The sequence below is a fragment of the Micromonospora sp. NPDC023888 genome (assembly GCF_040639415.1).
Taxonomy (GTDB): Bacteria; Actinomycetota; Actinomycetes; order Mycobacteriales; family Micromonosporaceae; genus Micromonospora.
The window spans coordinates 70,870-83,723 of record NZ_JBEZZW010000024.1; the positions used below are offsets into that span (position 1 = coordinate 70,870).

At 72.9% G+C, this 12,854-nt stretch carries 9 protein-coding genes; 4 read left to right on the forward strand and 5 right to left on the reverse strand.

The features are described 5' to 3' along the window. Nucleotides 1-100: 100 nt before the first annotated feature. The 3 genes from AB0F61_RS21405 (at nucleotide 101) to AB0F61_RS21415 (ending at nucleotide 2,854) form a co-directional block, all read left to right on the forward strand. Entirely contained in the window at nucleotides 101-1,345 is a 1,245-nt protein-coding gene (locus AB0F61_RS21405) for a hypothetical protein (RefSeq protein ID WP_357812267.1), read from the forward strand. Nucleotides 1,346-1,544: 199 nt separating this feature from the next. Then, the gene (locus AB0F61_RS21410; RefSeq protein WP_357812269.1) at nucleotides 1,545-2,150 is read left to right on the forward strand and encodes a response regulator transcription factor; all 606 of its coding nucleotides are present in this window, start codon (nucleotides 1,545-1,547) and stop codon (nucleotides 2,148-2,150) included. A gap of 119 nt (nucleotides 2,151-2,269) precedes the next feature. Continuing rightward, on the forward strand, nucleotides 2,270-2,854 hold the full coding sequence (locus AB0F61_RS21415) for a response regulator transcription factor (protein ID WP_357812271.1): 585 nt from the start codon (nucleotides 2,270-2,272) through the stop codon (nucleotides 2,852-2,854). Between the two features lie 27 nt (nucleotides 2,855-2,881). Here the strand turns inward: AB0F61_RS21415 and AB0F61_RS21420 are convergent, their stop codons facing one another. From AB0F61_RS21420 to lanKC, 4 genes are all read right to left on the reverse strand, one after another. Beyond that, complete coding sequence (locus tag AB0F61_RS21420) at nucleotides 2,882-4,660, reverse strand: ABC transporter ATP-binding protein (protein WP_357812273.1); 1,779 nt, start codon at nucleotides 4,658-4,660, stop codon at nucleotides 2,882-2,884. Continuing rightward, nucleotides 4,657-6,381, reverse strand: coding sequence for an ABC transporter ATP-binding protein (locus tag AB0F61_RS21425; RefSeq protein ID WP_357812275.1), 1,725 nt, complete (start codon nucleotides 6,379-6,381; stop codon nucleotides 4,657-4,659). Before AB0F61_RS21425 ends, AB0F61_RS21420 begins: the two co-directional genes overlap by 4 nt. Before the next feature lie 73 nt (nucleotides 6,382-6,454). Beyond that, nucleotides 6,455-6,574 carry a SapB/AmfS family lanthipeptide gene (locus tag AB0F61_RS21430; protein WP_013734295.1) on the reverse strand — a complete coding sequence of 40 codons (120 nt, stop codon included), beginning with the start codon at nucleotides 6,572-6,574 and terminating at the stop codon, nucleotides 6,455-6,457. Nucleotides 6,575-6,579: 5 nt separating this feature from the next. Continuing rightward, nucleotides 6,580-9,156, reverse strand: a complete 2,577-nt coding sequence (gene lanKC, locus AB0F61_RS21435; RefSeq protein ID WP_357812277.1) for a class III lanthionine synthetase LanKC — start codon at nucleotides 9,154-9,156, stop codon at nucleotides 6,580-6,582. 398 nt (nucleotides 9,157-9,554) lie between these two features. On the opposite strand from lanKC, the gene AB0F61_RS21440 reads away from it, so the two are divergent. Next, nucleotides 9,555-11,297, forward strand: a complete 1,743-nt coding sequence (locus AB0F61_RS21440; protein WP_357812279.1) for an RICIN domain-containing protein — start codon at nucleotides 9,555-9,557, stop codon at nucleotides 11,295-11,297. A gap of 69 nt (nucleotides 11,298-11,366) precedes the next feature. On the opposite strand, the gene AB0F61_RS21445 is transcribed toward AB0F61_RS21440, so the two are convergent. Further along, nucleotides 11,367-12,821, reverse strand: a complete 1,455-nt coding sequence (locus AB0F61_RS21445; RefSeq protein ID WP_357812281.1) for an alkaline phosphatase PhoX — start codon at nucleotides 12,819-12,821, stop codon at nucleotides 11,367-11,369. Nucleotides 12,822-12,854 lie beyond the last annotated feature (33 nt).

The following is a 12,854-nucleotide window of genomic DNA, read 5'->3' on the forward strand; positions in this document are numbered from 1 at the left end:
GCAGAGCGAGGCGGATTGTCGACACACGTCACCGGATGCATATACGTGAGTGCATAGCTACTATGGGTCAGCAATCCAGAGGGAAGGGGGTCGTGCCCGCGTGCGAAGTCCCGTCAACGGAACCGCGCCGTCGTCCGCGCCGGGCCGATCCGCGCCGCTCGCGGCCGACCGACTGCGCAGACTCGCCCGACGGGTGGTGCTGTTCGCGGCCGCCGTCGGGGCCGGCTTCCTCCTGGCCGCCCTGTTCCAGGGGCCGGCCGCCGCCGACGGGACGGGCCGCGGCTCCGGAGCCGAGCCTCAGCTACGGCTCGGCGGCCTGCTCGAGCCGGTCGCGCGGCTCACCGAGGCGGCGCGATCCGACCAGGACCGCCAGCGAGCCGCCGGTGTCGACGACCGCCGCGGCGGTAGCCCCGACGCCTCGCTCTCCGGGACCATCGGTGGCGTCGTCGCCGCCCGCGACGCGACACCCGCCCCGGGATCTCGACTGTCGACGGGCGTGCCGCAGGTGTCCGTGCCGCCGTCCCGGGTCGACACACCCGGCGCGGCGAAGCCCGAGCGACACCGGCCAGCCTCCCCCGCCCGCGCGGCTCAAAGTCCAGCTCACCGCGTACCCGCAGTCCGGCCGCCCGCTGATCCGCTACGACAGCCGGCCCTCGCCGCACCCGACCTGCCCGCGCTACACGGATCGGCCGACACGCCCGCACCGGACCTGATCACCGCGCCGCTGCCGCACCTCGTCGACGTGAGCGCACTGCCGCACGTCGTCGACGTCGTGAGCGCAGTGCCGCACGTCGTCGACATCGTGACCGCAGTGCCGATCCGGCCGGTCGTCACGGCGCTCTGCCATGTCACCATTGCCGTTCTGCCACCCGCTCTCGACGCGGCGGTCGTTGCGGCGACACCCGCCCGGCCCGCTCCCCCAACGCGCCGGTCGGCCACCGTGCCGCTGGCTGACCCGACACCCGTGCCGACCGTGCCGACCGTGCCGGCGTCATCAACGGAACCGGCGCAACCGGCGTTGGCGGCGGTACGCGCCGCGGCGGTGCCACCCCCGGCCGCGCCACCGGCGATGTCCGTCGTCGGCCCCGCGCCCCCCAGCTTCAGGGCCTCGACGGGGCACCATGCCGCGCGCCCTGATCCGGTGACCCCGCAGGCCTACCGTCCGGGCCGACCCGTCGCGCCCACCGACCAGGACGCCGCTGGCGCCGACAACGGATCGCCGCCCGCACCGGGCCTGGTCCGGCCGACCGACCGGCAGTCGCACCTCGGCGCCGGCCAGCCCGGTGACCTCGTGCCACTTCTCGTCGGGAGCCGCGCTCCAGCTCCGATCGCCCGTCCGGGCTGAGGCGGGTCGACCGACCCCGGGTGGCTGGCCCGCACGGCCGTTCCACCCGCTGGTCTGGTCGACAAGCGCCCGTGCCCGTCCACCGTGACGGTGCCGCGGGCCATGCCTATCCGTCCGTCGCGCACGACCGCCCTGACCACCCGTGGATGTTCCGGGATCGGTGGCCGGTGTGACGCGTACCTGAGATCGGAGAAACGTGGTGATCCACGTTGTCGTCGCCGAGGACATGGGTTTGCTGCGCGGTGCGCTCTGCGCCGCGCTGTCAGGTGAGGAGGACATGAAGGTGGTCGCCGACGTCGAGGGTGTCGGCGAGCTGCTGACTGTGGTCCGGCGGTGCCGGCCCCAGGTGGTGGTGCTGGCGCTGACGCCGGAGCTGGCCGACCCGGTGGAGGTGGTCGCCCGGATCAGCGCCGACGCGCCGCACACCGCCGTGCTGGCGATGAGCCCACGGTGGAGCCCCACCCTGGTGGAGGCGGCGCTGGCGGCCGGCGCACGCGGCCTGGTCGGGAAGGACAGCTCCCTGGCGGAGCTGGTGCGGGCGATCCGCGCGCTGGCGGCCGGGGAACGGGCGATCGACCCGGCCGCGGCGGTCGCGGTGCTGAGCCCTCCGGAGATCCCGTTGACACCTCGGGAGATGGACGTGCTGCGGATGGCCGCCGAAGGGTTGCCGCTGAAGGAGATCGCGGCCCGCCTCTACCTGGCCCACGGAACGGTGCGCAACCACCTGTCGGTGATCCTGCGCAAGACGGGAGCGCGCAACCGGTTGGAAGCGGTGTGGCGCGCCCGGTGTAACGGCTGGTTGTAGCCGTGCGGGCGGGTCCGGCGAAGGTGCCCGGGCCCGCCCCGTCGCCGTGCGGACCCGACGCATGCGTGTTTGAATATTGACGTTGAGTGATCACCAATCGGAGTACGGGAAGGCTCATCGTGATCCGTACCCTGCTCGCCTTGGACGGTGCCCTGGTGCTGGGCGCGCTGTCGTTCGTCCTCGCCGCCGAGGACGACATCCGCGTCGTGGCGGAGGTCGATCGCGGCGACGCCGTCTCCGCGGCCGTCCGCGCCCAACGCCCCGACGTGGTGGTGGCCGACCTCGACTTCGTCGAGGGGGTCGAGTCGAACCGACTCGGCCAGTGCCCCGTCCTGGTGCTGGCCCACCCACAGCGGGCCCGGCGGCTGCGCGGCATGTTCCGCTCGACCCGGACGGTCGGCATCCTGCCCAGCGACGCCGCCCCGCACCGGGTCATCGACGGCATTCGCCGGCTCGCCCGCCGGGAGCCGGTGCTCGACGCGGATCTCGTCGTCGCGGCGCTGCGCTCGGACGGCCCGCTCACCAGCCGCGAGACCGAGGTGCTGAGGCTGACGGCGGCGGGGGCGCCGGTCGCGGAGGTGGCGGCGGCGCTCGGGCTCACCCGTGGCACCGTCCGCAACCATCTCGGTCGGATCACCCGCAAGGTGGGCGCGCGCACCCGGGTGGAGGCCGTGCGGATGGCCGGCGAGGCGGGCTGGATCTGACCTGGCGTCGTCGGTCGGGCCTGCGGCTCAGCCCCGCCGAGCCGGTGCCGTCCCGGGCGACAGCACCGGCTCGTCCCAGCAGCCGACGAGCGCCCGGTAGGTGGCCGAGCGGGCCATCAACTGCCCGTGGGTTCCGAGCGCGGGCTCGTCGCCGTCGAGGACCAGCACCCGATCGGCCCGCAGCGCGGAACTGATCCGGTGCGCGATCACCACGAGGCCGCCGGGCCGCCGGGCGAAGGCACTCTCGACTGTCGCCTCAAGTGCCGGGTCCAGGTGACAGGTCGCCTCGTCGAGGATCACCAGCGGGGCGGGTGCCAGCCAGGCCCGGACCGCCGCGATGAGCTGCCGCTCCCCGGCGGAGAGCAGAGCCGGCGCGACGGGCGCGCCCAGCCCGCCCAGGCGGGTCGCCAGCGGGCGCGCGCCGAGCGCGTCGAGGGCGCCCTCCAGCGTCTCGTCGTCGACGTCCGGCCGCAGGTAGCGGAGGTTGTCGGCGAGGCTGCCGGTGAAGACGTACGCCTCCTGCGGCACCAGCACCCGCATGCCGGCCAGGACGTCAGGCTCAGCGCCGGCGACCGGCACACCGGCCAGGTGGACCGTACCGGTCTGCGGCGGCACCAGCCCGGCGATCAGGGCGGCCAGTGTGGACTTCCCCGCGCCGCTCGGGCCGACCACGGCGAGGTGCTCCCCGTCGGCCGACGTCAGCGAGAAGTCCCGCAGGACCGGCCGGGCGCGCGGGCCGTAGCCGAACGTCAGCCCCCGGACCTCGACGGCCGGCGAGCGGCCGACCGGCCCGGTCGACGGGCGGGAGCGGGGTGCCCGGATGGCGGGGCCGGACCGGCGGGGGCCGTCGGACACCGCGCCGGCGCGCAGGATGTTCTCCAGGGTGACCACGTACCGCAGCCCGCCGCCGCCGAGGCCCTGCACGAGGGTGTGCAGGGCGGGTTGCAGCCCGGTGGAGACGTAGATCAGCGCGCCCAGCACCGCGCCTGCGGTCAACCCCCGCTCGACCAGCCACGGAGCGGCCGCGAGCAGCACCACAAGCGGCAGCCAACCGCCGATGCCGAGGCTGAGGCTGCGGATCGCGGCCATCCGGGCGAGGGTGCGTTCGGCGGCGGCCTGCGCCGACACCAGGCGTTCCACGTCGGCCGTCACGCGTGCCTGGGCGCCGCAGGCCAGCACGTCGCGGTGACCGGCAAGCGCCGCGGCAGCCGACTGGCCGAGCTGCTCACCAGCCCGGACGTACGCGCGCTGGTGCGCGACCATCGCCGGCATCGCGGCGAGGAACACGGCCAGGCCGGCGACCATCGGCGCGGCGGCCAGCACCGCCACCACCGGTGCCAGGGCGAGGAGGCCGAGCAGGGCCGCGCCGGCGGAGAAGAGGAAGCCGCGGGTCACCATCAGCAGACCGGCGAAGGTGTCGCGGACGATCTCCATCTGGTGGGTCAGCCGGGTCACGGCGGCGCTGTCCGGGCGGCCACCCGCCCGGGTGGCGTCGCGCAGCGAACTCCGGACCACCTGGGCGGCCACCTCGTCGCGGAACGGCTCGACCACGGCGCCGAGGCTCCGGTACGTCCGACCGGTAGCCACCGCGCCGACCAGCACCGCCACGGCGAGCGCCGCCAACCACGCCAGGCCGTGCAGGAGACGTCCGGCCAGGAAGCCGTCGTCGACGGCGCGGGCGACCAGGAGGCCGGCGAGCAGCGCGGGCAGCGACTCGACGAGCGACCAGCCGCAGAGCCGGGCGAGATCGCGCCGGCGGGCCCGTAGCGCCCGCCAGGTCACCCGCCGTACGCCGGGTCGGCTCACGAGCCACCGCCGGCCGGCTGGAAGACAGCCCGGTAGTCCGGGTCGGCCCAGAGCCGCCGGTGCGGCGCCAGTCCACGCAACCGACCGCGGTCCAGCCAGGCGACGAGGTCGGCCGCCGCGGCCACCGCCGGCCGGTGGGTGACCACCAGCCGGGTACGCGAGCCGTCCGACCCGAGCAGCGCCTCGGTGATCCGGTGTTCGGTCGCGGTGTCCAGGCTGGACGTCGCGTCGTCCAGGATGAGCAGCCGCTCGGCGGCGAACGCCCGGGCCAGGCCGAGGCGTTGGGTCTCGCCTCCGGACAGCGGTGTGTCCACCAGCGGGGTGCGGTAACCGTGGGGCAGCCGGTCGATCACGTCGGCGACCGCCGCCAGGTGGGCCGCCCGGCGGACGGCAGGCGTGGCCGGACTCCGGTCGGGCGGCGGGGCCGAGTCGACAGGCAGCGCCAACCCGATCGCATCGTGGACTGTCGCGCCGACGAGCACCGGCCGGTCGAAGGCATAGCCGACGGCTCGGCGCAGCGCCGACCCGTCGAGGTCGCGCAGCGGCACCCCGTCGAGTCGCACCTCACCGCCGTCGGGGTCGTGCAGCCGTCCCGCCACGGCGGCCAGGGTCGACTTGCCGGCACCGGACGCTCCGACGACAGCCACCGTCGCGCCGGCCGGTATGTCCAGGTCGATGCCGTCCAGGATCGGTCGGCCGTCGTCGGCGTACACGCGCACCCCACGCAGTCGCAGGGCTCCGCCGCCGTGCGGGAGGGGCCGGTCGCCGGCCGGCGCGACCGGCTGTTGCAGCAGCTCGGCGACCCGGTGTGCCCCCGCGCGGCTGCGGACCAGGTGGTTCAGGGTGGCGAGCACTCCGCCGAGCCCGGCGCCCATGGCCGCGTACCGGACCGCGGCGACCAGTTCGCCCGGCGTGAGCCAGCCTGCGGTCAGGGCGTACCCGCCGACGGCGACGACGCTCAGGTGCAGCAGTGGTGCCACGGCGGAGGTGCGCGCACTGGCCCGAGCCAGCAGGTCCCAAGTGCGCCGGCCGTGCCGGCCCAGCTCCGGCAGGGCCGCGAGCACCCGGTCCTCCTCGCGGTGGGTCGTGGCGGCGGCGGCGATGGTCCGCGCGCCGGTCAGCGACTCCAGCAGTCGGCCGGCGATGGTGCCGAGGACCCGTTGGTACCCGGCGGTCGCGGCCGAGGCGTCGGCCACGAAGGCGCGCATGAGGACGGCGAGCAGGCCGAGACCGACGAGCAGGGTGATCCCGAGGACCGGTTCCATGAGGGCGAGCGCGACGACGCTGCCGAGCGGCGGAAGCACCGCCACGACGGTCAGCACCATGGCGTTGCCGGCCTGCCCCGCGTCGGCGGCCTGGCCGACCAACCGGCCGACGAGGTCACCGACCGGGTACCGGCGGGTGGCGCGGACGTCCAACGCGAACACGTGCCGCAGCAGGTGCCGGCGCAGCCCGGCGGTGGCGCGTGCCGCGCCGAATCCGCTGGCCAGGTCCGTGAGGGTGTCGACGGCGATGAGGACGACGACCAGGCCACCGGCGGACACCGCCCACCAGCCGGAGCCCCCGCCGAGGGCGGCGTCGACGGCGCGGCCGAGGGCCGCGGGTAGCAACAGTTCGGCGGCCGCGCCGAGCAGCGCGACCGCCGCGAGTCCGCCGGTCCAGCCGCCGCCGGCCCGGGCCGTCCGCCGGAGCAGTCGATCCCCCGAGGCGAACGTCGGCATCGGTCCTCCCGGTGGTACGCGGTTGCCCTGGGTGGGCACGTCTGCCCACCCAGGGCCTCGCTTGTGCGGCGGATCAGTTGCAGGTCGTGACGGAGAGCGAGCTGTCGCCGCAGAGCAGCAGGCTCGCCCGGCTACCGCCACCCGTGCGGTCGGCCGGAGCCATCTCCAGGCCCTGGAGGTCCAGAAGCGCCATGTCGTTCACCTCCCTTCCTTCCGTTCGCCGATCAGGTCGCCCCCGCTGTCGCGGGGGAGTCTCTGCGCGCCCGGCAGCGGCGCGAGGAAAGGCAGCACCGGCGGCCGGTCGTGCTGTGCGCAGGCCAGCGCGAAGAGCACGCCTGCGGTGCCGGTGCCGAAGTCCATGGAGAGGCGCAGCAACTGCTCACCGGGGAACGCGGTTCCCTCTTGGTACGGCAGCGCGTGCCAGGTCAGCCGATCGAGCTGCGCGCGAAGTTCCCGGCGGTCGGCGTCGTCGGTCGAGGCGGCGAGGTAGGCGATGATGCCGGCGCGGCCGGCGAAGAGCCCGGACTGCGCGTAGAACGGTGACCGTGCCGCGCGACGGATTCCCGCGCTCGCCTCGGCGAACCGTTCGTCGGCGCGGTGCCGCAGGTACTGGTCGAGGACCAGCCCGATTCCGACGCTGCCATGCGCGAGGTACGGCATGGTCCGCCAGCCCTCGTTGACCTCCAGGGCGCCGTCCGGGCGCAGCACACACCGGCGCAGATCCTGGCGCAGCGCCGTGGCGGCGTGCGTCAGCAGCTCGTCGTCACCGCTGAGCTCGTAGAGCCGCAAAAGCATCAGCGCGGGTCCGGTCCGGCCGCGCAGCAGCCCCGCGTAGGGGTTACGTCCGCCGCTGACGTCCGGCCCCGGGTCGTCGGCCAGTTGCCCGATCACCTGCTCGGCGACCCGCCACGCGGCGTCGCGCAACGAGACCTCGCCGGTACGCGCGGCCAACTCGGCCAGGTTCAGGGCGATCCCGGACCGTCCGCTCGCCAGGCTGTGGTCGAGCCCGTCCAGGGGTTCGCGCAGGCAGATGTCGACGACGTCCAGCGCGTCCTGCCGGCGTCCGAGGTGTTCGAGCGCGTACGCGACGCCGTGCAGCCCGTCGTAGAAGCCGCAGCGGGTGCCGGACGGCGGCGCTGTGGCTCGCCGCACCAGCCAGTCCTCGTGCTCGGGCCACCGTCCGGCACCGCTCTTGTCGAGCGCGTGGAGCACTCCCGCCGCCCCGTGGGCGAGGTTGAGGCCGCCGCTGCGGAACTGCTCGATGTCACCGGGAAAGAGTCGGTCGTCCCGGGTCGGGGTGGCGCTGACCAGGATGGCCGTCGCCAGCTTCTCCCGCGTGAGTGACGCGTGGTGTACGTCCGCGGCCCGGGGGCGACCGGTGATCTCCTCGACCGCGGGATCGAGGAAGGACCTCGGCACCGGGAAGTTCGCGGCGATGATGTCGGCCAGGTGCGTCACCTTCGCCGGTGCGAGACGGACCAACTGGGTCAGCGGCAGGAACAGCGCCAACCGCAGGCACGCCAGGGCGTACCTGTCGACCGCTGGTCCGGTGCGGTCGCGCGGGGCGGCGAAGCCCTGGTTGCGCAGACCGGGTCGGCGGTGCCCGGCGATCGGGGCGGCCACCTCGAAGTCGACGAGGGCGACCCGGTCGTCCGGCCGGATCATGATGTTGAACAGGTGCAGGTCCCCGTAGACCAGGCCGCGTTCGTGGATCGCCGCGATGAGGGACTCGACCTGCTCGTAGGTCTGCCGGGCCCAGCGGGCGTACGCCGCCCGGTCGTCGTCTGTCGCGTCGGCGTCGATGAGGGGGTACCTGTCGACGAGCACCTTGTTCAGCGCTCGGCCCTCGATGAACTCCAGCGCAAGGAAGTGGTGCTCGCCCAGGACGAACTCGTCGTGCACCCGTGGCACCTGCGGCAGGTCGGCGAGTTGCCGCAGGGCGTCCGCCTCGCGGGCCAGCCGGGCGACGGCGTCGGCACCGTCGGCGTCCAGGCCGGCGTGCGGCCGGGCCTCCTTCAGCACCACCTCGGTGTCGGTACGCAGGTCCCGGCCCACGTACAGGCCACCACCGTTGGAAAAGTGGATCACCCGCTCGATCCGGTACGGCACCTGGTCGGTGCTGGTGCCGGCGCGGGCGGCCAGGTGCGGGCCGAGGAAGTCGGGCAGGGTGATCCAGGACGGCACGTGGAAGACCGGCTCGCGGCGGTCCGGCACCAGTATGCCGGAGTCGTCCTCGATGGCCGGCACCACCTGACCGTCGGGCGAGTGGCAGTAGCGGGCGGCGAAGCCGCCGTAGCGCACGTGGACCGGGCCGTTGCCGTAGCGCAGGTCACTGAGAATGTACGGCCCGGTCTCGCCGGTGAGCAGTTCGTCGAGCTCCTTGCAGGTCAGCTCCAGCTCCGCTTCGTCGCGGGGGTAGACAGTGACGAACTTGCCACTGGCGGCCCGGGAGGCGTACTTGGAGTTGCGCAGCAGCAGCGTGCGGGGTCCCCTGAGGAACTTGAAGGACAGGCCCCGGGGGACGCAGTAGTCCCACACGGCGTCCAGCACCCGCTCGGCGTTCGCCAGGCCCGCCGACACGTGGATCTTCCAGCCCTGCTGCGGCAGCGAGCCGCCGTCGGGCGCGTAGATCAGCCAGTCGTCGAGCGGCTCGCGGCGCCAGCCGGTCGGCAGTGGCCGGTCGGCGGCCGGGAAGACCGGCTGCGCCACGGCGCTGCCGAGCGAGTCGTAGAACAGCGGGTCCGCGGCGCAGTAGCTGTCGTAGCGTTCGTCCACTGTCCCGCCGTCCCTTCGACTCGGCCGGCTGGTGTTCCGGCGTTGAGTCAAGTCTCGTGGTCGGGACGGGGCGGGCCCCAGTGCACATAGTCACGACACTCGATGTGGGGCGCATGGGTGGTCATGACATTAGTCAGGCGCGCACCGGTGTGATGACCGTGCAGAGGCGCGGTCACGCAGAGCGTTCATCCACTCACTGACCTGCTCGTTCTTGACCTTCGGCGAAGACTGAACTTAGACTGCCGTGATTGTTAGCGTTAACAGTTACGTCATTCGATCGCAATCGAATGGTCATCACCACCGGGATCCCGTCGACCGGTGGCGACGCGGCAGACCGGTGCCGACCGGGCCGAGGGAACCGCGAAGGCGCGTACCACCACCAGCCAGGAGGACGAAACATGACGCAGGACCAGAACGAGCCGGTGAGCGGCAGGCGACAGTTGCTGAGCCGCAGAACCGTCCTGACGACGATGGGAGCCGTACCGGTCGCGACGGTCGCGGCGGTCGTGGGCGCCACGGAAGCCTCCGCGGCGGCGGCGAGCATCAATCCATCCGCCACCCGGCAGACGATCCGAGGCTTCGGCGCGATGGCACACGCGGCCTGGATCGGCGACCTGACAGCCGCCCAGCGGGACACGGCGTTCGGCACCGGCGAGGGCCGGCTGGGATTCTCCCTGCTGCGGATCCCCGTCGGCGAGAACCAGGCGGACTGGAGCGCTGACCTGGCGACGGCGAGGCGCGCGGTCGAGCTCGGAGCCACCGTCTTCGCGTCGCCCTGGAATCCCCCGGCCAGCATGATCGAGACCTTCACCCGGGGCAGCCAGACCAACGCGAGGCGCCTGCGATACAGCTCGTACGCCGCCTACGCCCAGCACCTGAACGGCTTCACCACGCACCTGCGGGACAACGGAGTGAACCTGTACGCCATCTCGGTACAGAACGAGCCCGACTACGCGGCCGAGTGGACGTGGTGGACGACCACCGAGATGGTCCGGTTCCTGAAGGAGAACGCCGGCTCGATCAGCACCAGGGTCATCGCGCCGGAGTCCTTCCAGTACGTGAAGTCGGTGTCCGACCCGATCCTCAACGACGCCACGGCGCTCGCAAACGTGGACATCATCGGGGCGCACCTCTACGGCACCTCGTACGCGAACTTCGCCTACCCCCTGTTCAAGCAGAAGGGCGCGGGCAAGGAACTCTGGATGACGGAGGTCTACTACCCCAACAGCAACACGAACTCGGGCGACGCCTGGCCCGAGGCGCTCGACGTGGGCGAGCACATCCACCGCGCCATGGTCGACGCCGAGTTCCAGGCGTACGTCTGGTGGTATCTCCGGCGCAGCTACGGGCCCATGCGCGAGGACGGCCAGATCAGCAAGCGCGGGGCCATGATGGCGCACTTCGCCAGGTTCGTCCGCCCCGGCTTCGTCCGGATCGACGCGACGGCGAACCCGGCGTCGAACGTCTACGTCTCGGCGTACCGGGGCGGCGACACCGTCGTGATCGTCGCCGTCAACAAGAACACCTCGGCGGTCAGCCAGCAGTTCACCCTGTCGAACACCACCGCGTCCGGAAGTGTCTCGAACTGGCTGACCGACGCGAGCAGGACCGTCGCGCCCCAGGGCGCGCTCACCATGTCCAACGGCTCCCTCACCGTCACGCTTCCCGCCCGCAGCGTCATGACCTTCGTGACAAGCGTGAGCGGCGGCACCAGCACCGGGAGCACCTACAAACTGGTGAACGTCGACACCGGCCTGGTCCTCGGCGTGCAGAACATGTCCACCGCCGACGGTGGTCCGGCCGTGGTGTGGGGCGACAGCGGCACCGCCGACCACAACTGGGTCCGGATCACCGACGGCAGCGCGGTCCGGTTCCGTAACGCCAACAGCGGCAAGGTCCTCGGCGTCGAGAACATGTCCACCGCCGACAACGCCCGCGTCCTGCAGTGGGCCGACAACGGCACCGCCGACCACCGCTGGACGCTTGTCGCCAACAGCGACGGCTCCTACCGGATCCGCAACGTCAACAGCGGCAAGGTGCTCGCCGTCCTCAACGGCTCCAGCACCTGGGGCGCCCAGGCCGTCCAGTACACCGACAACGGCAGCACCAGGAACAACTGGCGGCTGGTCCAGGTCGGCTGACGGTCCACCGCACGGCTCCGGTGGGGATCAGGCCGAGCACCTGACCCCCACCGGTCGGCCCGACGTCCGTCAGCCCAGGTACTTCTCCCACGGGCCGGTGATCGCCAGGGTCAGGCCCGGGTCCTGCATGTTGACGAAGAGGACCCTGCCGTCGGCGCTGAAGGTCGGCCCGCAGAACTCCGAGTCGTTGAGCTGGTTACGGGCGATCGCGTACGTCGGCCCGCCCGGAGTCGTACTGAGCACGTGGGAGGCCCCGGTGCCGTCCTCGGCCAGCACCAGGCTGCCCCATGGGGTGACGGAGACGTTGTCCGGGCCGTCGAAGGTGAGGTCGGTGTACTTGACCGCCGTGCCCTCCTCCGACGCCGTCTGGTGCGGGAAGTACGTCACCAGTTGGATGGTCTGGTCGCGGAAGTTGTAGAACCAGACCATGCCGTCGTGCGGCGCGGCGTCGGCCGGCAGGTCACCGTCGTCCCAGGCGTAGGAGTTGACCACGTACACGCCCTCGTCGGTGCTCCACACACCTTCGAACTTGCGCCCCCGGGTGACCTGACCGTCGGCGAACTGCTCGCGCACCGACTTCTGCCGCGCGTCGCGGTCCGGCACCTCGATCCACCGCACCGGGAAGGGGCGGCCGAGCTGGGCGGAGGTCAGGTAGGCGACGTCCGGCAGCACCGAACCGTCGTCCATGATGATCTGCATCGCGGCGAGGACGCCGGCGTTCGGCGCGAGGCGGGTGAGCACGCCGGGACCGAGCTTCACGCCCCGTGGCGCCGACCAGCGGTAGAAGAGGCCGTTGGGCCCGTCGGCGTCTTCGGAGAGGTAGATGGCGGTGCGGTCCTTGTCGACCGCCAGGGCCTCGTGGGAGTAGCGGCCCAGGCACTTGATCGGCTTTGGGTCGGCGCTGCCGTCGGCCCACACCTCGAAGACGTACCCGTGGTCCTTCTGGTAGACGCCGGAGCGGCCGCCCTCTTCCCACTCGTCGCCGGCCCGGTCCTCGGTCTCCTCGCAGGTGAGCCAGGTGCCCCAGGGGGTCGGCCCGCCCGCGCAGTTGGAGATGGTGCCGGAGAGGGCGACGAACTCACCCAGGTTACGGCCCGCGCGGTCCGTCTTGATCACGGTGCAACCGCCGGCGTCGACGGCGCCCGGGTCGTACACCGTGCCCTTGACGTGCGGTACGCCGAACTCGGCGCCCGGGTCGATCTCGTGGTTCTGGATCAGGGTGTAACGGCCCTGGCCGGCGTCGTAGACGGCCATGCCGTCGTGGTCCGACGGTGTCACGCCCTGGCCCCGGTCGAGTCGGGTGACGCCGGTCCGGGTCACCACCGTGTAGCTGAAGCCTTCCGGCAGGGCCAGGATCCCCTTGGGGTCGTCCACGAGCGGCGGGAAGGGCACGGGACCGCTCTTGACCGGCGGGTGCGGCCGGCCGGGGCTGGCCTGAGCGAGGGACGGCAGCCCACCGGCGACGGCAAGGCCCACGCCGGCGGCGGCGCCGCCCGCGAGGAAGGTACGACGGGAGGAAGGCACTCGAATCAGCTCCTGGTCAGGGTACGTGCGACG

Coding starts and splice junctions, on each gene's coding strand:
- AB0F61_RS21425 (WP_357812275.1), bottom strand. CDS start 6,381: ATGCCGACGTTCGCCTCGGGGGATCGACTGCTCCGGCGGACGGCCCGG.
- AB0F61_RS21430 (WP_013734295.1), bottom strand. CDS start 6,574: ATGGCGCTTCTGGACCTCCAGGGCCTGGAGATGGCTCCGGCCGACCGC.
- AB0F61_RS21440 (WP_357812279.1), top strand. CDS start 9,555: ATGACGCAGGACCAGAACGAGCCGGTGAGCGGCAGGCGACAGTTGCTG.